This is a genomic window from Pseudomonas shiyinii (assembly GCF_056725765.1).
Genome location: NZ_CM161522.1, coordinates 1,697,062 through 1,716,490, shown reverse-complemented (window position 1 = coordinate 1,716,490; position 19,429 = coordinate 1,697,062). Strand labels below are relative to the sequence as shown.

Annotated in this window: 21 protein-coding genes; 13 read left to right on the top strand and 8 right to left on the bottom strand. The window is 64.2% G+C overall.

Going from position 1 to position 19,429, the window contains the following annotated elements; translation table 11 throughout:
• Nucleotides 1-13 precede the first annotated feature (13 nt).
• The 3 genes from ACXHGZ_RS07900 to ACXHGZ_RS07890 all read left to right on the top strand — a co-directional run bounded on the left by ACXHGZ_RS07900 (nt 14) and on the right by ACXHGZ_RS07890 (nt 2,685).
• Nucleotides 14-781, top strand: a complete 768-nt coding sequence (locus tag ACXHGZ_RS07900; protein WP_224458759.1) for an SDR family oxidoreductase — start codon at nt 14-16, stop codon at nt 779-781.
• Between the two features lie 115 nt (nt 782-896).
• Nucleotides 897-1,970 carry a PAS domain S-box protein gene (locus ACXHGZ_RS07895; protein ID WP_480463196.1) on the top strand — a complete coding sequence of 358 codons (1,074 nt, stop codon included), beginning with the start codon at nt 897-899 and terminating at the stop codon, nt 1,968-1,970.
• Nucleotides 1,971-1,986: 16 nt separating this feature from the next.
• The gene (locus ACXHGZ_RS07890; protein WP_084855675.1) at nt 1,987-2,685 is read left to right on the top strand and encodes a YoaK family protein; all 699 of its coding nucleotides are present in this window, start codon (nt 1,987-1,989) and stop codon (nt 2,683-2,685) included.
• A gap of 1 nt (nt 2,686) precedes the next feature.
• Here ACXHGZ_RS07890 and ACXHGZ_RS07885 read toward each other — a convergent pair whose 3' ends face one another.
• The gene (locus tag ACXHGZ_RS07885) at nt 2,687-3,037 is read right to left on the bottom strand and encodes a hypothetical protein (RefSeq protein ID WP_084855676.1); all 351 of its coding nucleotides are present in this window, start codon (nt 3,035-3,037) and stop codon (nt 2,687-2,689) included.
• A 117-nt stretch (nt 3,038-3,154) separates the two neighbouring features.
• On the opposite strand from ACXHGZ_RS07885, the gene ACXHGZ_RS07880 reads away from it, so the two are divergent.
• The 5 genes from ACXHGZ_RS07880 to ACXHGZ_RS07860 all read left to right on the top strand — a co-directional run bounded on the left by ACXHGZ_RS07880 (nt 3,155) and on the right by ACXHGZ_RS07860 (nt 7,914).
• Entirely contained in the window at nt 3,155-3,457 is a 303-nt protein-coding gene (locus ACXHGZ_RS07880; protein ID WP_084855677.1) for an RcnB family protein, read from the top strand.
• A gap of 187 nt (nt 3,458-3,644) precedes the next feature.
• Nucleotides 3,645-3,869, top strand: a complete 225-nt coding sequence (locus ACXHGZ_RS07875) for a hypothetical protein (RefSeq protein WP_324819085.1) — start codon at nt 3,645-3,647, stop codon at nt 3,867-3,869.
• A gap of 71 nt (nt 3,870-3,940) precedes the next feature.
• Entirely contained in the window at nt 3,941-4,339 is a 399-nt protein-coding gene (locus ACXHGZ_RS07870) for a glycine zipper domain-containing protein (RefSeq protein ID WP_084855678.1), read from the top strand.
• A 173-nt stretch (nt 4,340-4,512) separates the two neighbouring features.
• Nucleotides 4,513-6,342, top strand: a complete 1,830-nt coding sequence (locus ACXHGZ_RS07865; protein WP_480463193.1) for an SLC13 family permease — start codon at nt 4,513-4,515, stop codon at nt 6,340-6,342.
• Nucleotides 6,343-6,489: 147 nt separating this feature from the next.
• The gene (locus ACXHGZ_RS07860) at nt 6,490-7,914 is read left to right on the top strand and encodes a GGDEF domain-containing protein (RefSeq protein ID WP_480463192.1); all 1,425 of its coding nucleotides are present in this window, start codon (nt 6,490-6,492) and stop codon (nt 7,912-7,914) included.
• Nucleotide 7,915: 1 nt separating this feature from the next.
• On the opposite strand, the gene ACXHGZ_RS07855 is transcribed toward ACXHGZ_RS07860, so the two are convergent.
• The gene (locus ACXHGZ_RS07855; RefSeq protein ID WP_480463191.1) at nt 7,916-8,677 is read right to left on the bottom strand and encodes a sulfite exporter TauE/SafE family protein; all 762 of its coding nucleotides are present in this window, start codon (nt 8,675-8,677) and stop codon (nt 7,916-7,918) included.
• 100 nt (nt 8,678-8,777) lie between these two features.
• Here ACXHGZ_RS07855 and ACXHGZ_RS07850 point away from each other — a divergent pair, with 100 nt between their 5' ends.
• Nucleotides 8,778-9,677, top strand: a complete 900-nt coding sequence (locus ACXHGZ_RS07850; protein ID WP_480463189.1) for a LysR family transcriptional regulator — start codon at nt 8,778-8,780, stop codon at nt 9,675-9,677.
• A gap of 610 nt (nt 9,678-10,287) precedes the next feature.
• On the opposite strand, the gene cfa is transcribed toward ACXHGZ_RS07850, so the two are convergent.
• Nucleotides 10,288-11,442: a cyclopropane fatty acyl phospholipid synthase gene (cfa, locus tag ACXHGZ_RS07845; RefSeq protein WP_480463187.1), complete on the bottom strand. Its 1,155-nt coding sequence runs from the start codon at nt 11,440-11,442 to the stop codon at nt 10,288-10,290.
• A 36-nt stretch (nt 11,443-11,478) separates the two neighbouring features.
• A complete protein-coding gene (locus tag ACXHGZ_RS07840) occupies nt 11,479-11,904 on the bottom strand; it encodes a DUF892 family protein (RefSeq protein ID WP_480463185.1) in 426 nt (141 codons plus the stop codon).
• Nucleotides 11,905-12,526: 622 nt separating this feature from the next.
• Here ACXHGZ_RS07840 and ACXHGZ_RS07835 point away from each other — a divergent pair.
• Nucleotides 12,527-12,703: a hypothetical protein gene (locus ACXHGZ_RS07835; RefSeq protein WP_172402983.1), complete on the top strand. Its 177-nt coding sequence runs from the start codon at nt 12,527-12,529 to the stop codon at nt 12,701-12,703.
• Between the two features lie 15 nt (nt 12,704-12,718).
• Here the strand turns inward: ACXHGZ_RS07835 and ACXHGZ_RS07830 are convergent, their stop codons facing one another.
• From ACXHGZ_RS07830 to ACXHGZ_RS07820, 3 genes are all read right to left on the bottom strand, one after another.
• Complete coding sequence (locus ACXHGZ_RS07830; protein WP_480463183.1) at nt 12,719-13,471, bottom strand: hypothetical protein; 753 nt, start codon at nt 13,469-13,471, stop codon at nt 12,719-12,721.
• A 67-nt stretch (nt 13,472-13,538) separates the two neighbouring features.
• Nucleotides 13,539-14,990 (bottom strand): DUF5666 domain-containing protein, encoded by a 1,452-nt coding sequence (locus ACXHGZ_RS07825; protein ID WP_480463181.1) that lies wholly within the window; start codon nt 14,988-14,990, stop codon nt 13,539-13,541.
• Nucleotides 14,987-15,841 (bottom strand): DUF6502 family protein, encoded by an 855-nt coding sequence (locus ACXHGZ_RS07820; protein ID WP_480463180.1) that lies wholly within the window; start codon nt 15,839-15,841, stop codon nt 14,987-14,989. Before ACXHGZ_RS07820 ends, ACXHGZ_RS07825 begins: the two co-directional genes overlap by 4 nt.
• On the opposite strand from ACXHGZ_RS07820, the gene ACXHGZ_RS07815 reads away from it, so the two are divergent.
• A complete protein-coding gene (locus ACXHGZ_RS07815) occupies nt 15,836-16,897 on the top strand; it encodes a hypothetical protein (protein WP_480464125.1) in 1,062 nt (353 codons plus the stop codon). The genes ACXHGZ_RS07820 and ACXHGZ_RS07815 overlap by 6 nt on opposite strands.
• 393 nt (nt 16,898-17,290) lie before the next feature.
• Nucleotides 17,291-17,527 (top strand): hypothetical protein, encoded by a 237-nt coding sequence (locus tag ACXHGZ_RS07810; RefSeq protein ID WP_480463178.1) that lies wholly within the window; start codon nt 17,291-17,293, stop codon nt 17,525-17,527.
• Nucleotides 17,528-17,616: 89 nt separating this feature from the next.
• Here ACXHGZ_RS07810 and ACXHGZ_RS07805 read toward each other — a convergent pair whose 3' ends face one another.
• Nucleotides 17,617-18,522 (bottom strand): LysR substrate-binding domain-containing protein, encoded by a 906-nt coding sequence (locus tag ACXHGZ_RS07805; RefSeq protein WP_480463177.1) that lies wholly within the window; start codon nt 18,520-18,522, stop codon nt 17,617-17,619.
• Nucleotides 18,523-18,701: 179 nt separating this feature from the next.
• Between ACXHGZ_RS07805 and ACXHGZ_RS07800 the strand changes: the two genes are divergently transcribed.
• Complete coding sequence (locus ACXHGZ_RS07800; protein ID WP_480463175.1) at nt 18,702-19,388, top strand: hydrolase; 687 nt, start codon at nt 18,702-18,704, stop codon at nt 19,386-19,388.
• Nucleotides 19,389-19,429 lie beyond the last annotated feature (41 nt).

Here is a 19,429-nt window from a genome sequence, read left to right as displayed (position 1 = left end):
CAAGGAAAACGGCATGTCCAAGACCACCCTGTTCGACCTCGACGGCAAGATCGCCTTCGTCTCCGGCGCCAGCCGCGGTATCGGCGAGGCCATTGCCCACCTGCTGGCCCAGCAAGGCGCCCACGTGATCGTCTCCAGCCGCAGGCTCGAAGGCTGCCAGCACGTAGCCGATGCCATCGTCGCCGCAGGCGGCAAGGCCAGCGCCGTGGCATGCCACATCGGCGAGATGGAGCAGATCCAGCAGGTGTTCGCCGGCATCCGCGAGCAGTTCGGTCGCCTGGACATCCTGGTCAACAACGCCGCCACCAATCCGCAGTTCTGCAATGTGCTGGACACCGACCTGGGCGCTTTCCAGAAGACCGTGGACGTGAACATCCGCGGCTATTTCTTCATGTCGGTGGAAGCCGGCAAGCTGATGCGCGAGCACGGTGGCGGCAGCATCATCAACGTGGCCTCGATCAATGGGGTCTCACCGGGGCTGTTCCAGGGCATCTACTCGATGACCAAGGCCGCAGTGATCAACATGACCAAGGTGTTCGCCAAGGAATGCGCGCAGTTCGGTATCCGCTGCAACGCCCTGCTGCCGGGGCTGACCGACACCAAGTTCGCCTCGGCCCTGGTCAAGAACGACGCCATTCTCAACGCCGCGCTGCAGCACATCCCGCTCAAGCGCGTGGCCAACCCCAACGAGATGGCCGGCGCGGTGCTGTACCTGGCCAGCGAGGCGTCCAGCTATACCACCGGCACCGCGCTCAATGTCGACGGCGGCTACCTGTCCTGACCGTACTGCTTGCCCGTTCTCATGGAACTGCACAAAAAGGTTGACGCAACCCGTCAACCTGAAGTTTACAGCTCAGGTATACTGCCGGCTTCGGCCCAAGCCCAGGATCCTGACCATGACGGAAAACAGCTTTGCCTTTCGCCTCAAGGAACTGCTCGAGCACCATAAGCTGACCCTGCAGGCGGTAGGCACGGCACTGGGCATCTCGCGCACAGCCGTGCATAAGTGGACCCGCGGCGGCGAGATCGACTACGACAACCTGCGCAAGCTGGCGGACTTTCTCAAGGTCAACTGGATCTGGTTGCGCTATGGCGAAGAGGCCCTGCAAAGCGTGCAACATGCCGAAGTGGTCGAGCTGCCGATGACCGACCTGCGTCGGCGCTACACCGCTGAGATCATGGAAAGCGAAATGCGCATGAAGCTGGCCCAGGAAGGTGCGCGCATCGTCACCTGGGAATGGAACCTGGTCAGCGACGAGGTGACCTATTCACCCAACGTCGAAGACGTGTACGGCTGGCCAGTACGGCACAACGAGGACTTCTGGGTGCACGTGGCCCCCGAAGACGCCATGCAGATGCACGCCATGTACACCCGCGCCGTGGCCAGCGGCAGCCGCTGCGAATGTGATTTCCGCATCACCCGCCCCGACGGCAGCCAGCGCTGGATCGCCTCGCGCGCCACGGTGCTGCAGGACAGCGCCGGGCGTTCGGTGAAGATGGTCGGTATCAGCATGGACGTCACCGAACGCAAGGTGGCCGAGGCGGAGCTGCGCCAGAGCGAGGAGCGTTTTCGCACCATCTTCGAACTGGCCTGGGGCGCTCTGGCCTATATCGAACCGGATGGCACCTGGAGCCGCGTCAACGGCAGCTTCTGCGAACTGTTGGGCTATACCGAACAAGAGCTGTATGGCATGACCTTCCAGCAGCTCACCCACCCCGACGACCTGCCCGGCAACCTGGTGCTGCTGGAACGCATGCTGGCGGGAGAAATCGACCGTTACGAACTGGAAAAACGCGTGCGCCACAAGGATGGCCGCTACATCTGGGTGCGTGCCCGAACCTCGTTGCAACGTCACGCCGACGGCCAGCCCGAGCACCTGATCAGCGTGTTCGAGGACATCACCGCCGAGCGCGACGAACATGAACGCCTGCAGGCCCATATCGCCGGCCTGCAAGCTCGCCTGAACTAGACGGAGAAGCATGACGATGCTGCCCGGGAGCCTGTCGACCAATGGCCAATGCCGTAACCATGTGCAGCGCCGCGGCACCGTGGGGCTGTATTTCGTCGCCGGGCTCTCGGTGCTGGCGGGCATGACCGACGCCATCGGCTTCATGGCCACCGGCGATTTCGTCTCGTTCATGAGTGGTAACACCACCCGCCTGGCCGTCTCGCTGGGCAGCGCCGAGATGGGCCTGGTGCTACGCCTGGTGCTGGTGATCGGCGCCTTTATCCTGGGCAACGCCCTGGGCGTGATCATCGCGGCGAAAAGCGGCCGGCGCCCCTGGCCGCTGCTCAGCCTGATCGGCGCCCTGCTGGTGTTGGCTGCCTTGCTGCCGGCGTTGCTGCAACTGCCCGCGCTGCTGGCGGCGGTCACGGCCATGGGCATGATCAACGCCGTGGTGGAGGAAGTGAATGGCCTGCCGATTGGCCTGACCTACGTCACCGGCGCCCTGTCACGCTTCGGCCGAGGCCTGGGGCGTACCTTGCTGGGCCAACGCCGGCTGGGCTGGCGGGTACAGTTGATCCCTTGGTGCGGCATGTTTCTGGGTGCCATCGCCGGGGTCCTGCTGGAGCAGCGCTTCGACCGCACCGCCCTGCTCGCCAGCGCCCTGCTGGCCCTGCTGCTGGGCCTGGTTTCGCTGAAGATCCCGCGGCGCTGGCAGCTGCGCTACATGCCGCGCTGAATCACAGGCAGGTCGCTGCGGCAGCGCGACGGCGCAAGGCGTTGGTGTCGTTGCTTTGCGCGTAGTAGTCGACGCGGGTCCCACCAGCCTGCGGGTAGATGTCGGCGAACGACTCCGCTTCACGGGTATAGACGGTGAAGCCGCCCTGCTTGCGCGGTGCCAGGTAGCCGCTGGCATCGACACCGAATGCCGCCTCTTCCTGCCAGCTGAACTGGATGCACTGGGCGACAAGGTCGGGCGTCTTGGCCGAGTCGAGCTGGGCGGTCGGCGAACCGTTACGCGCGGCGTCCATGGTCGCTGAAGCACAACCGGCCAGTACCAGTGCTGCGGCGATCGGCAGAATTGCTCGCATGTTCCATCCTCGGGGGCAAAAAAGAAGGCGACTCTAGCACTGGCGCCAGCACGAGTGAATTGTCCTGCGCGAACCGTTGTCGCAAATAGGCCATGCCCTGCTTACAAGGAGCCCTCCATGAAGCCACGCCAAACCCTGTATGCCCTGCTGCTCGGTGCCACCTTGCCTTGCCTGCCCCTGGCAGCGACCGCGGCGGGTGCGCCAGAGGAAAGCGTCACCGCACCGCACACCGAACGCGAACTGAAGATCGGCGACAAGGCGCCGGACCAATACAAACGCGACGAACTGGCCGTGCGCGACTGGCGCGCCAAAGGCCTGCCTGCACCGGAAACGGACAGCCACTGGGTACGCCTGGCCGATCATTACGTGCTGGTGCAGACCACTAATGGCGTGATCCTCGCCATCCAGCCCGCCACCTGACCCCACGCCCGGGCAAGTCCGCCAACCCTGGTGACCTGCGCACCGGCACTGGCCCGGGCCCTTTCGCGATCGAACCCATGCCGCTTATCGCTGGCGCGGGAAAAACTTGCGCGCGCAAGAAACCAAATCGAGCGATGCCTGTCTCACGAAGTACCCCGTAAACCTTTGCGGATCAAGGACCTATATCGTGATCAAGCGTATTGCGAGCTTTTCGTTGATTGCCACCGTGCTGCTGCTGAGTGGCTGCTACCACCATTACGACGATGATGACTATGGCTGGCGGGACCGTGATCGCGACCATCGCTACTACCGCTATGACCGCGATGACGATGACCATCGCTACCGCGACCGGGACCGTCGCGACCGTTACTACCGTCACCGCGACCGTGATCGCGACGACGATGATGATTGATACCACTACCAACCTGACCCGCCGCCGTGGCGCGGCACTTTTACCCTGATGATTCCTTTGAGGTTCATATCATGCGTCTGACTCTGCCTTCCCTTGCCCTCGGCTTGCTGCTCTGCCAGGGCGCATTTGCCGGCGACGGCACCGCGGCCATCGGCGGCGGCCTCGGTGGCGCCCTGGGCAACATCGTTGGCCAACAGATCGGCGGCAGCACCGGTGCTGCCATTGGCGCAGGCCTGGGCGGTGCGGCCGGCGGCGCGGTCGGTGCCCGCAAAGGCAACCGAACCGAAGCAGCCATCGGTGGCGGCCTGGGCTCGGCCGGTGGTTCGGTACTGGGCCGGGCGGTAGGCGGCTCCACCGGTTCGACCATCGGCGCAGGCCTTGGTGGTGCTGCAGGCGGTGCCCTGGGTAACCACATCGGTGACAACGACCGCGACCACGGCCACCGCCACCACCGTCGTCACCGCCACTGATCCATCGTACGCAGGGGGCTGCTGCGCAGCCCTCTCGCGGCACGAGGCCGCGCCTACCGAAAGCCCGTCATCCAGACTGCAGCCTTGCAGTGCATCAATACCTCCTTCACCACACGTCGGCACACTAGCGCTACTCTCTACCGTGCCCCTCGCGTGAAGGATCACCCCTCTCCATGAACCATGAGCTGCTCTGGGTCCTCGGCCTTTTGGCCATCGTCGTCATTCTCTTCGTCGTCAACCGCCCGCGCATGGACGTGGTCGCCCTGCTGGTGATTCTCGCCCTGCCGCTTTCGGGCATCCTCACCATCGAGCAGGCCCTGGCCGGTTTCAGCGACCCCAACGTGGTGCTGATCGCCGCGCTGTTCGTGATCGGCGAAGGCCTGGTGCGCACCGGCATCGCCTACCGGATCGGCGAATGGATGAGCGAACGCGCCGGCAACAGCGAAGCGCGCCTGCTGGTGCTGCTGATGATCGCCGTGGCCGGCCTGGGCTCGGTGATGAGCTCGACAGGCGTGGTGGCGATCTTCATCCCAGTGGTATTGAGCATTGCCGCGCGCCTGCAACTCTCGCCCAGCCGGCTGATGATGCCGCTGAGCTTCGCCGGGCTGATCAGCGGAATGCTCAGCCTGGTCGCCACACCGCCCAACGTGGTGGTGCACAGTGAACTGGTGCGCCATGGCGAGCAGGGCTTCAACTTCTTCAGCTTCACCCCGTTCGGCCTGGTGGTGCTGGTGCTCGGCATTGGCTACATGCTGTTCGCCCGCCGCTGGCTCAGCGGCGAAGTGCGCAAGGACGGCCGTGTGGAAACCCGCCGCACCCTGCTCGACCTGGTGCTGGACTACAAGCTCAACGGTCGCGAGCGGCGCCTGCGCATCCGCCCTCATTCGCCGCTGGTCGGCCATACCCTGGGCGAACTGGAACTGCGCACCCGCCATGGCGCCAACGTGATCGGCATCGAGCGCCAGCACAAGTTCACCACCCGGGTCATCGCGGCCGACTCCAGCACCGTGCTGCAACAGGGCGATGTCCTGCTGCTCGACCTCTTCGCAAACCTCGACGACCTGCGCAGCCTGTGCCAGACCATGCAGCTCGAACCCCTGCACTTCAAGGCGGCCTACTTCATCGACCAATCCCAGGAGCTGGGCATGGCCGAGGTTTCCCTGCCGCCCGGCTCGCAATTGATCGGCAAGAGCATCCTGGAACTGGCCTTTCGTAGCCGCTTCGGCCTGAACGTGGTCGGCCTGCGCCGGGAGCAAACCGCTATCGAGGCGCAGCTGGTGGAGGAAAAACTGCGCCTGGGCGACACACTGCTGGTGGTGGGGCCCTGGAAGGCCGTACGCCAGTTGCAAGGCCAACCCCAGGACTTCCTGGTGTTGAGCCTGCCTGCGGAAATCGACCAGGTGGCGCCGGCGCGCACCCAGGCGCCGTTCGCGCTGCTGAGCCTGGCGGTCATGGTGGGCCTGATGGTCAGCGGCGCCGTGCCCAATGTGGTGGCCGCCCTGATCGGTTGCGTGCTGATGGGCGCCGGGCGCTGCATCGACATGGACAGCGCGTATCGCGCCATTCATTGGCAAAGCCTGGTGCTGATCGTCGGCATGCTGCCGTTCGCCCTGGCCCTGCAGCGAACCGGCGGCATCGACCTGGCGGTGAGCGGCCTGGTCGGCGTGCTGGGCGGCGCCGGCCCGAGCGCGATCCTGGCGTGCCTGTTCGTGGTTACCGCCGTGATCGGCCTGTTCATTTCCAACACCGCCACGGCGGTATTGATGGCACCGGTGGCGATCAGCACCGCGCAACAACTGGGCATGTCGCCCTACCCGTTCGCCATGACCGTGGCCCTGGCAGCCTCGGCAGCGTTCATGACGCCGGTGTCCTCCCCGGTCAATACCCTGGTGCTGGGGCCAGGCCAGTACCGCTTCGCCGACTTCGTCAAGGTCGGGGTGCCGTTCACCTTCTTGGTGATGCTGGTCACGGTGTTCATGGTGCCATGGTTCTTCGGACTCTAGCTGACGTCAAGAAACCGACGAAAAATCAATGTGTTCACATTTCGACCAACAGGACACCAGCTAATTGACATTGTCCCCGCTCTCGAAACACACTGACACGATATTGCCCCAGGTGCCTTCGGTCGTTTTCCTGGATTCAGTTCCCGCTTGCCGGTCGAGCCCATGGTGTTTCCAGCCCAGTCGCGCCTGCTTCCCCTCCTGGTCCTGTTCGGCCTGACGTTCGCTTTGACCGTGGGCGGCATCCTGGCCCGGCCGATCGAGTCCCTGTCGCTGTTCTGGCCGGTGAACGCCGTGCTCGCCGGCCTGCTGCTGCGTTATCCGCGCCAGGCCAATACAAGGGGCTTCGTGCTCATCTGGGTAGCCATGGTCGCCGCCGACCTGGCCAGTGGCAGCGCGTGGAAGCCTGCCTTGTGGTTCAATCTGTGCAACCTGAGCGTGATCGCCACCCTCTGGCAGGTATTGTCGCGCTTGCCCCGTGTGCACCGGCGCATGCGCACGCCACTGGGCGTGCTATGGGTATTCGGCGCCTGTGCCGCAAGCGCCATGGTGGCGGCGAGCCTGGCCTGCGTGGTGGCAGCGCCGTGGTTCCAGGAGTCGCTGCGAGCCACCTGGCTGGCCTGGTTCAGCGAGCAGTTTTCCACCAACGTGCTAGTGCTGCCGATGCTGCTCACCGCACCGAACCTGCGAACCCTGGTACGCGGTGGCACCCAGGCGATCCGTGTGACGCCCATCCTGGTGCTGTTGGCCTCCCTGGCCCTGGGTATCGCGTTCGGCGGGCCAGGCGCCATCGCCTTTCCCATCGCGGCGCTGCTCTGGTGTGCCTGGATCTACTCACCGTTCCTGGTGTGCGTGCTGGCCTTCACCGCCGGCACCACGCTGATCGTCGCCGTGGCCCAGAGTCTCATGCATTTCAGCCTGCCGCAGAGTGTGCCGGGGGTCACCACGTTGATGTCGGCGCGCCTGGGCATCGCCATGCTGGTGCTCGGCCCGCTGGTGGTGGCCTGTGTCAGCCAGGCCAACCGCTGCCTGCTGGCACGCCTGGCACACCAGGCCACGGTGGATCACCTGACCGGTGCCCTCACCCGCAGCGCCTTCACCAAACGCGCCATGGCCCTGCTCGACAGCCGTCAACAACATGACCAGGCCCTGCCGCTGACCCTGATGATGCTCGACATCGACCATTTCAAGGGCATCAATGACCAGCATGGCCATGCGGTGGGCGACCAGGTATTGCGCCAGTTCGCCCGCACCCTGCAGGACCAGCTGCACGAAGGCGAGCTGTTCGCCCGCCTGGGCGGCGAAGAATTCGTGATCATCGTCCCTGGCCTTGCACCGGAGCAGGCCAAGTTCACCGCCGAACGCCTGCGCCGTGCCGTACAGGACCTGCGCGTAGTCCAGGCCGAGCAGCACCTGCAGGTGACCGTCAGCATCGGCGTGGCCGGTTGCGCCCCCGAGCAGCATGCAGTGAACCTGGACACCTTGCTGGCCCGCGCCGACCAGGCGCTCTACCGGGCCAAGGCCGATGGCCGCAACCGCGTCGAACAGGCCGAGGCCCAGCGCCAAGCGATATGACCTACCCCGCCAGCAAGTCCCAGGACAACTTGGCGATCAGCACGCACAGCAGTACCAGGAACAGCCCGCGCACGAAGCCTGCGCCCTTGCGTACCGCCAGCCAGGTACCGGTCAGGGCGCCGAGGATGTTGAACGCTGCCATGGGCAAGGCGATGGCCCACAGCACATTGCCCGACGGAATGAAGAACACCAGCGCGGCCAGGTTGGTGGCGATGTTCACCAGCTTCGCCGAGGCCGAAGCGTGGAGGAAATCCAGGGCGAAAAAGCGGATGAACAGGAAGATCAGAAAGCTCCCGGTGCCCGGCCCGAACAACCCGTCATAGAAGCCGATGGCGCCTCCGATCAGCACTGCCAGGCACTGCTCCTTGCGGCCGATCTGGGCGGGCTTGTGCAAGGTGCCGAAGTCTTTCTTGCAGAAGGTGTAGATCGCCATCAGCACGATCAGCACCAGCACCGCCGGGCGCATCAGGCTTGGCGGCACCACGGACACCGTCGCCGCGCCAACGAACGACATGACGAAGGCGCTGAACATCGCCGGGATGATCAACGCCCAGTCCAGTTTCACCTTGCGGACGAATGAGCGCGCCGCGAACGATGTGCCACAGACCGAGGCCAGCTTGTTGCTGCCCAGCAGTGCTGCCGGTTGCGCATTCGGCAACACGTTGAACAGCGCAGGGATCTGGATCAACCCGCCACCGCCCACCGCGGCATCGATCAAACCCGCGGCGAAGGCGAACAGCGAAAGCAGGGCTATATCCATCATAAGGCGGGCTCCAGGCATCAAGGCGAGCGCCAAGGCTAATCAAAGCTGCGCGCTTATGGTGAAATGCCGTATTGCGAAAACTGCAATCAAGGAGCCTTTCATGGCATTGGATATGCTGCGCGAGATCCAGGCGTTCGTAAGCGTCGCGCACAAGCGCAGCTTCGTTGCCGCGGCCCGCGCCCTGGGGCGCTCGCCCAGCTCCGTGACCCGCGCGGTGCAAGCGCTGGAAGACAACGCCGGAACCAAGCTGCTCAATCGCAGCGCCAGTGCCGTGAGCCTCACCGAGGCGGGCGAACGCCTGCTGCCTCACGCTGAGCGCTTGCTGGATGTGCAACGGGACGCGACGGACGAACTGGCCGCGCTCAGCGGCACCGCCCAAGGCTGGATCCGCTTCGCCGCGCCGGAACTGCTCAGCCAGCAATGCTTGCCCCAGGTCTTGGCAGGGTTTGCCCGGCAACACCCCCAGGTCACCCTGGATGTGCAGTTCAGCGACCAGGCGTTGGACCCGCTGCAAGGCAAGTTCGATTTCGTCATTCGCGGCGCCTTCCCGCAGTCCAGTGAGCTGATCGGCTACCCGCTGTGGCGCTATCGACGCTACCTGTACGCCAGCTCGGACTATCTGGCCCGGGAAGGCACGCCTGGGCACCCCGAAGCCCTGGAAGAGCACGCGATCATCCTGCATACCGCGCCCCGCATCCTCAAGGCCTGGCACTTCTATCGCGATGGCCAGATCACCAGCCTGCGCCCGCACCCTCGCCTGCGCCTGAGCTCAGGTGGCGCGGTGCTGCAAAGCGCTCTGGCCGGCGCCGGTATCGCGCGCCTGGCAGATTGGGTGGGTGACCCGTACGTACGCGCCGGGCGCCTGGTAAAGGTCTGCCCCGACTACCGATTGACCTCCAGCACGGGCCAGGACCCACAGATGCATGCCCTGTATCCGGCCGGCGAGCTACCGGCGCGGGTACGGGAACTGTTGCAGATGCTGCGTCGAGCCTACCCATGAGCGAAGGTTCGGGCTGGGTTCGACAGCGCTGCTCAAATTCTGTTCAATTTAACAGAGCCCGCCGCCAGCTTGGGTTGCAGAACTTTATCCACAGACCTACCCACGTTTTTTGTGGACAGATTTCCCAGCGCAAAGAACGACTTATCGTACAGGCTGGACCCTCGAACAACGGGCTCAACTGGGCGGAATGGTACCCAGCAGGCCGATCAGGATTGTCAGGAACAGGAAACCACCCAGGAACAGTGCGAGCTTGCCCATCGGAACCTCTACAGAGATGTACGGGAACGGTGAGGCTGGCTGGCGCGGATGCGGCGCAGCTCAGCGTGCCCAGCGCTCTCCGGTTGGAAAGGCTGGGCCTGATGGGTATTGTCGGCGCGAGACTGATACGGTTACAGATTCAGGTTCATGGAAAAAAAGCGTATCAGATCAACGCTGGCGACCAGCAGCTGCCCGCTTTGGGTGACCTTGCGCAGAGAACCGTGGATCGGTGGGAGCGGGCTTGTCCCGCGATCAAGGGCGAAGCCCTTGCCAGGCGATAGTGATATCGGGCCTGCCCCAATCGCGGGGCAAGCCCATAGGCTCACGCTAAATCAACGAGTTTATGCATGACTCAACTGACCCGTTGGTAACCGCCGAGCACACCTCGGCGTGACATCACCCATTGCCACAGCTGAATGTCACGGGCACGGAACGCCCCCGCGCAGGACAACAGGTAGTAACGCCACATGCGTCGGAAGCGTTCGCCCAGCTCGTTGGCGAAGTACTGCCAATGGGCCTCGAAGTTTTCGTGCCACGCCATCAGCGTGCGATCGTAGTCGGCGCCGAAATTATGCAGGTCCTCGACCACCAACAGGCCATCGGCGGCATCGCCGATCTGGCCGATCGAAGGCAGGTCGCCATTGGGGAAGATGTACTTGTCGATCCAGCGGTCCGGCACGTCGCGCCGTCGGTTCTTGCCAATGGTGTGCAACAGCAACAGGCCATCGTCCTCCAGGCAACGCGCGGCCACTTCCATGAACGTGCGATGGTTCTTGCGCCCCACGTGCTCGAACATGCCAATGCTGACCACGCGGTCGAAGCGCTCGTCGAGTTCACGATAATCCTGCAGGCGAAACTCCAGCGGCAGGCCTTTGTAGCGTTTCTCTGCCCATTGGCACTGCTCGCGGGAGATGGTCACCCCGACGCACTCGACACCATAGCGCTCAGCGGCAAAACCCATGAAGCTGCCCCAGCCGCAGCCGATGTCCAGCACGCGCATACCAGGGCGCAGGCCCAGCTTGCGGCAGATCAGGTCCAGCTTGGCTTCCTGGGCCTGGGCAAGGTCGCCGGCCTCTTTCCAATAGCCGCAGGTGTAGGTCATGCGCGGGTCGAGCATGGCGGCGTAGAAATCGTTGCCCAGGTCGTAGTGGCGCTCGCCCACGGCCCAGGCGCGCCGGGAGGTCTGGCGATTGAGCAGGCGAGCCTGCAACGCATGGTAGATCAGCGCCATCGGGCTGACTTGGTCGGCCACGCCAGCGCGCAGCAGGCGGCTGAAGAATTCGTCGAGTTGCTCACAGTCCCAGTCACCGTCCATGTAGGCCTCGCCCAGGCCAAGGTTGCCCTGGGCCAGGGCGCGCTGGGGTACATCGGCGGTGTGCAGTTGCATGTCCCAGGGCTGCTCGCCTTCCAGGCCAAGGCCGGCCTGGGCCAGCAGGTCACGGGCGAAGCGGGTGGTACGGTTGGCCGGCGCGGCGCCGGGCAGGTTGGAGGAAAACTCGGAAGGCATGGTGTGTCCTTGTGGGTATTGGAAATCGGACGCGCTTCAAACGTCGGGGGTGTCCTGGTGCAGCCCCAGCACCACTTGCAGCTCCTGGCGTAGCCAGGGCTGCTCGATCGAAGGCAGGCGGGCCTGCAATTGGCGGGCGACCCAGCGCTGGCCGCGGGCGATGAAATGCAGACGCTCGTGCAGGTCGGCGATGGCCATGGCCTTGCCATAGAACTCGCCCATGCCCCCGCCAGGCTTGGCGTCGAGACGTTCCAGGCAGTTGCGCAGGCGGCGGCAGCTCTCCGCCTCGCCGTGGTGCAGCTGCTCCAGGCGCTGGAGCAGCAAGGGGTCGTTGGTCTGCCTGGCACTGTCGAGCATCAGCCGGGCACCGGCACGCTCGGCGCGCATGAGCATGCGCAACCAGTCGATCAGGTCATCGGAAGGCGGTACGGCAGGGCGCTGTGATTCACAAGCATGCGACATGGAAAACTCCTGAAGCCGCTGGACTGCGCGGCGACAGGACGAGCTTAGAATGCTGGCACGCTGAAATTAATTGAAATTAAATGGGGGTTGAGTGCAACAAAACGAATACTTGCACAACACGCGAAACCCTTTTCATAGGGAGCTGGCCAGCCGTATTCGGGGCCTGGCCCGGATCAACCAGCACGCCTTCACTGCCACTTTGCTGCAACTTTTTTGATGCAATCGGCATGAGGCGTCCCGCCTATACCTTGGCAGGGTTCGAGCCGTGCATGAGCTGAAGGGTTCAATTCCCCTGTTTTTTCCGCCTGCAAGTACGTGCTCTGGGCCAGGCAATTGAAACATTTCTTTTCCCATAAACCCGGCATGACCTGCCATAGCCCCGGCAGGCCGTTCGAACGCGTAACGAGCACCTGCCCCCTGCCTACGGGGTAAACACCCTGTTTCAGCTCATCAATGGAAACGGATCTCGCACTCGATTTGTAGGACCCATCCGAAGTACACGTAGCCCGTGTATTACATAAAGCCCAGTTCCTGTATGAAACATCAGTTTCACCTGTTTGAACGAGCTGATACGGTCGCCGCTTTCCTACAGCGGCACGGATGCCAGCAGCACGAGACCGACATGGACCCGTATCAGACCTCTGCCCTCGCCCTACAAAAAAACCTGCTCAAGCTGCGCCAGAAACGCGACCTGTTGAGGTCCCAGGCACGTCATGAAGAAGCCGACAGGCTTGCCAAGCGAATCGCCGATATCGAGGCGACGCTTCGTGGCCTACCAGCCGTACCGACCTTACAGTGACTGGCCAGGCCAGCCTCAGAATGCACGGTTGAGAAGTAATCCACCGCCAGTGTCGGGGCTCGCATCGGAAAAGCCCTTCAATGCGTAGAACTGGACCTTCCAATGCGCATCGAGCTTTTGCGTCAGGAACAAGGTGAGCTCCTGGATTTCATCACCGTCGGCGGTCACTTTCTGCCGCCAGTCGTAGGCCGCCCCGGCGGACGTGCCAGGCGCCAGGCGGGCGACCAGGCCCACGGACGTGAAGATCGGATCGCGAAAATCGCTGCCCGCCGGGTCACCGAACTTCTTCCAGCCCAACGTGGCGAAGCCGCTCATGGCGCCGAAGGCCCGCACCAGGTCGACCTGGGCGGAGTAGTCGGTTTTGCCTGTCCCCAGGCAACGGTCTTCGTCAGCCGTGGGCAATTTCACCTTGCCCACCAGGTCCACCAACAGGTTGTCGCCGTCGCGGCCATCGAACACTGCGTAGTCGACGCTGGCCACCGTGTCTCCGAGGCCGCTCTCGACGCGCCCGCAATCATCACCCGCCAACGGCTCGCCGCCGGGGCCCACTGCAGGGTTGGTGATGCGCAGGTAGGGGATGGTGAGCTTGTAGACCATCGGGCCGGCTTCGTACTTGCCGATCACCGGCATGTACCAGGTCTCGCTGGTGGCGCCCGTGCCATAGTCGCCCCGGGAATAGTCCAGTCCCGTCGAAAGGCTGAGGTCATCGGCCAGGGCAGGCAATGCCAGGGTCATCAGGCAGGGAAACAGCGCGCGCATCGGTATCATGCTCACCTCGTGGCGATTGCATATCGACGTTTACATCGCTCACCCAGCGATCAGGCCAGGCCCAGTGCTAATGCGGCCCCGAGTGGTCCGGACGCTCGACCTTCTCCGGCCGCTCCACTTTTTCGGGGCGCTCGATTTTCTCAGGGCGGTCGGGCTTTTCGGGGCGTTCGACCTTCTCTGGCCGTTCGACTTTGTCCGGCCGCTCCACACGTTCCACCCGCTCGATCTTTTCGATGCGCTCGGGCTTGTCCGACCGGTCGGAGCGCTCGATTTTCTCGATCCGCTCGATGCGCTCCACACGCACACCGTTTTCGAACACCTCGATCCGCTCGCGGGTCTCCACACGATCTCCATCGTCACGCGTCTCGATCCGCTCCCGGCGCTCGAGCTCCCCTGAGCCTGACACGTCCTGGCGCTCGATCTTCTCACCGGAGCCATCGCGTTCGATGCGCACCCGGGCTCCGACCTGCCCGTGCCCGGCCTTTGCGCCTTCATGGTTGTGCGACTCGACCTTCCGCCCGCTCGCGTGGCCGGCCTCGCCGGAATGCCCATGCAGCACCTCAACCCGATCGGCCCGAATGCGGCGCCCCTGCTCGAATACACCGCTCACCCGAACTCGCTGGCCGATGGCCAGGCTCGCCGCCTGGCTGGCGCCGACATGGGCCGTGAAACCGCCGACGTCGATACCATCACCTTGTCGCCCGCGCACCAGCCCTTCTATCAACGCGTTGCGCACTCGCCCAGCGAAGGGGAAAGCGGGATCCCGGCTCGCCTTGGCCACCTCCAGTTGCTGGCCATTCCATGCACCGCGCACCAACATTTCACCAGTGGCCGGCAGCGGCTTGCTCAGCGCCAGGCCCTGCAGGTTGCCTGCTTGTCGGATATCGCCAATAGCGCTGGCCTGCCTCAGGCCTGGCGCACGATCGATCCGGCTGGCCATGACCTCACCCTGGGCATTGCGCAGGCCGCTGACGCGCACCGTTTCACCGATGCGCAGGCCGGGCGCCAAGCGGGCACCCGTGGCCACGCGCACCGGCTGGCCCATCACACGCAGGGCCGTATCGCCAGAGGCAAGCCCTGTTACCGGGCCTTCATAAGCATTGAGGATGGCGATGCTGCGCGCCTCCAGCCCCCGGCGTGACGAGTACGCCTCCACCGCGACGACCTGGCCGATCGCCAGGCGCCGGCTGCTCGCTGGCAGGCCGTTCTCGCTGAAGGCCGCCTGGTCATCGAAATGCACTTCCGCCCCATTGACGCAAATCGAGCCAAAGCCGGTGATGGTGCCGACAATGCCGGTGCCACCCACCCCACCCTCCTCGACCGGAGCCCCGGTGCCACCGATTCCTCCGCCACCTGGCCGCGCACCGGTGCCGCCAATGCCCCCATTGTCCGCTGGCGCGCCGGTGCCGCCCATACCGCCAGGCTCGATGCAAGCCGGTGCTGCCGATGCCAAAGGTGGCAGCACAAGCAGGCCGAACAGCACGACGAGGCTGGCGACCAGACGCGCAATCCTGTTCATGGCGGGCTGGCCTTGGCTTCAGAGGGCGCCTCGGCCGGGCTGAGTTCGGTGTAGAAATAGAGCCCGACGGTGATGCGCTGGCGGGCATCGGCAGGCGGTGGGTCGCGCGCTTCCAGCTCGGCCGCCAGCTGGTTCAGAGCGACGAGCACTTGCATGCCGTCGGTCTGCACCAGCGTCTTGAGGTGCTCGACACCCGCCGAGGACAGGCTGTCGTAGTGCACCGCGCGCTCGAAGAACGGCTCGCCCGTCTCCGTCAGGTTGTGCACCGCGGCGCAGGCATGGTCATGCAGGTTGTGGCGCAGGTACGCCACCTTTTCCTCGAAGCCCCGCTGCGGGATGAACGCCCGGGTCTGCAGATGCACCTGGTCTTGCTCGTCCACCCGCACCACGCCCAGCCGCAGCCATTCATCCAGCACGACGCGCGCGCGAATATCGGTGCTCAGCGCCGCGACCAGGCTATCGAACGAACCGTCGCCACCCACGCTGGCCAAACGCGGCAAGGCCCGCGGCTGGCCGGGCTGGTCGCAGAACGGGGCCTGGTTCAGCCAGATGCTCACCAGGTGCGCACCGAAGGAAACCGCCTCCGGCATGCCGGCGTCGCCTACCGCTGGCTGGGCGCGCAAGCGCCGCACATCCTTGCGATGCACGCCGGTGATCAGGCTGATCCGGCTGTCGCTCGCCGGCTTGCCATCAATACGGAATTCTTGCTCGGCGATCTCCACGAAGATCTCCTTGAGCACGTGGGTGAAGCTGTTGAAGGTGACCCCTTTGCGCAGCATCAGCCTCACCAGCGGTCGCATGACATGCTTCAACGCTGGCAAGAGGGAAGGAGGCAAGGTAGGCAAATGCATTGCAGGTCTTCCTTATCGACGGGCGAGCGGTGTGATCCCAGGCCATTCCAGCAGCTTGCCCAAGGCATCACAACCATCCTGGCCTACGCCCTGCCCCACCACGGAGCCCGACCATCGCGCCGGGCCCCGTCGTCCTGGGTTCAGCGGTCAAGCACCGCCGCGATCATCACCTACGTCATGGGCCGGGCCGTCGTCGGCACCGCGACCAACGCCGTGGGCTTCGCCGACATCGTGGCTGGGACCATCATCGGCGCCATGGCCAACACCATGGGCTTCACCGACATCATGGTTGGGGCCATCGTCGGCGCCGTGACCTACGCCATGCGCCTCGCCGACATCGTGGTTGGGGCCATCGTCAGCGCTATGGCCAACGCCATGCAGGCCGCCTTCATCGTGATCACGACCATCATCGCGGCCACGCCCGCTGTTCGCGCTTCCCGGGCCACTGTTGCCGGCATGCCCACCCTCGCCGCTGTGGCCCGAGCCGCTGTGGCCACCGTGGCCGCCACCGTCGCCGCCGTGGCCTCCGCCATGGCCGCCACCACCGCTACCGCCATGGCCACCACCACTTCCGCCGCCACCGTGCCCACCGCCGCCGTGACCGCCTCCACCTCCACCATGCCCACCGCCGCCGCCATGACCGCCTCCTCCACCGCCATGGCCACCACCACCGCCGTGGCCGCCGCCTCCGCCGCCATGGCCACCACCGCCGCCATGACCTCCTCCACCACCGCCACCGCCATCTTTCGCATAAGCGCTGGAGAAATCACTGATCTGGTCAGGTACCAAAGCCAGCGATGCCGAAAGAGCGCCGCCAATGGCGAGCGCCAGCAAGCATTTCTTGAGCAGCATGATGAATCTCCGCTTCAGGGTTGCAGTTTCACGTTCGAAACAAACGCAACAACCAACGAATCCCGATTGCCTTATGGGCAACCAGCCAACCAGCGGGTGCTCCATCCCGGTGTCTGTGCCGATGTGCGTATGCACGTTCCTTCCGAGGCCAGTCAGCCTGTTATACGTGGGATTTTTTCCCACGTTTCGAGCATAGACCTGTGATCCAGAGAGTCAATGACCAGCCATCCGTTAGCGATCTGGCCCAAGCCCCAGCCTGTAGATGGGCCCTTTCGCGGCGCAAGGCCGCTCCTGCACAGGCTGCGCAGGGTCGGCGAACGAGGGTTTGCTCCACTAGAGATGCCAAACCCGTGACATCAGCGGGTTGCCGTCGCTCGAGCCGCTGCAGACCATGACTTATCTCACTAAAAGGACACCACCCATGCCCCCCACCCCCCCACCACGCGGCGAGCCAGCCCCATTGAACGGTAACGCTGGCGTTTGCCGCGCTGATACCGGGATCATGGCTGGCTGCCCATCCAGGTGGATGCAAAGCCAGTAACGGGACGTGTTCGCAGCGTAGTAGCGTTGAGCCTTGCCAGTATCACGGAGGGGTATATGAGCATTCGCAGCCTGGCCAAGAACCTTCCAGCAGACCCTGATCATGAAGGCAGGGTCCTGGGCTGGGGCGTACTGAGAGACCGGCACCCCTGGCATTTCGTGGATGTCTATGCCGACCAGCAGACGGCCCGGGCAGAAGCGCAGCGGCGCGGCGAGGGCTATGTCGTAGAATATGGCTCGCACCGGTTGGGGTCAGATGACTTTATCTGTGGGGTGACACCACCTGAGGGGTAAGGCTGCGAGACGAACCGGTTTCACTCGGAGACTTGAGCAAACCCAGAGGCGTGGTACGGCAGATTGCACTCACCACTGCCATTCCCGAACTAGCTGATTCCGCTGGTGGCAAATTCGCCGCCAAGAAAATCCAGAAGAGCCCGCACTGAGGGAAGCAAACCGCGACGGGAGGCATAGACTGCATGGACCACCCCAGTCCGGGGCGCCCAATCCGGTAGCAGGTTCACAAGCGTGCCGTCATTCAAGTCTTCGCGCACCACGACGGCGGGCATATGCACCGCACCGGCGCCCACCAGCGCGGCCTGGTGCAGGGCGACGAGGTCATCGGTAACCAGTCGTGGCTGGTAGCGAACCTGGGCGCTGGCCCCCTCAGGGCCTTCCAGTTGCCAATGGTAATCCCGCTGTACAGCCCCCCAGTGAAGCGTGGGCAGGGCCGCTACATCGCCAGGTGCCGGCGTTGCCGGCAGGCGCTCGCGCAATGCTGGGGCACCTACCACGCACTGCCGACTTTCACCCAGTATCTTCATGACCAGATCACTGCTTTCCAGCGGGGGGAAGCGCACCCGCAGAGCGATGTCGATGCTGTCCTGGATCGGGTCCATCTGGCGGTTGGTGCTCTGTACGTGCAACTCCACCAGCGGGTACTGCACCATGAAACGTGCGAGCATCGGGCCGACCCAGAAGTTCAACAGCGCCGTGGGGCAGCTCAGGTTCACCACCCCGCGTGGTTCGGAACGGTGCCGCTCGACAGCCTCGGAGGCTGCAGCCGCCTCCACCAGCATCGCTACGCAGTGACGGTAGAACACCTGGCCGATTTCCGTCACCGAAAAATGCCTCGTGGAACGCTGGATCAATCGCACGCCCAGGCGCGCCTCCAGCGCGGCCATGCGCCGGCTCAGCTTCGACTTGGGTTCGCCCAAGACGCGTCCGGCCGGAGTGAAACCGCCGTGCTCCACCACCTGGGCAAAATAATAAAGGTCGTTGAGATCGTCCATTTCAGTGTTCCTTTCGTGGAACACTGATACTAAGTTTTAAGGCCTACCGAGGCAATTGTTCCACCTATATCGTTTTCTCCGTGATCTGCCCCCAGGCTCAGGCATCGCCAAGCCTGGATGAACGCTCGCGCAGGAGGCGCGGGTTTACCGGCCTGGATGCCCTCTCAGGAGAAACCGACATGACCAACTTCGCTCAAATTGCCAACTTCAACGGCCAGCGCCCGGTGATCGACCCAGACGACACCGCCATACTGCTCATCGACCATCAAAGCGGCCTTTTCCAGACGGTCAAGGACATGCCCATGACCGAACTGCGCAGTAACGCCATCACCTTGGCCAAGATCGCCACGTTGGCAAAAATCCCGGTAATCACCACCGCCTCGGTACCACAGGGCCCCAACGGCCCGCTGATCCCCGAAATCCATGAGGCCGCCCCCCATGCGCAGTACGTGGCGCGCAAGGGTGAGATCAACGCCTGGGACAACCCTGAATTCGTCGCCGCCGTGGAGGCTACGGGTAAAAAGACCCTGGTCATCGCCGGCACCATCACCAGCGTATGCATGGCCTTCCCCGCGATTGCCGCGGTCAATGCCGGCTACAGGGTATTCGCCGTGATCGACGCCTCCGGCACCTATTCCAAGGCTGCCCAGGAAATCACGCTGGCCCGGGTCGTCCAGGCAGGCGTGGTGCCCATGGATACCGCCGCAGTCGCCTCGGAAATCCAGCGTACGTGGAATCGCCCGGATGCCGCGCAGTGGGCCGAGGCCTACAGTTTGATCTTCCCGCACTACCGTCTGCTGATCGAAAGCTACGCCAAGGCCCAGCAGGTGGTGACCGAGCACGAAGCGCTCGATTCGCAACGTTGATGCCTTTCGGCTCGGCAGCGTGCTGCCGGGCCGACTTGATC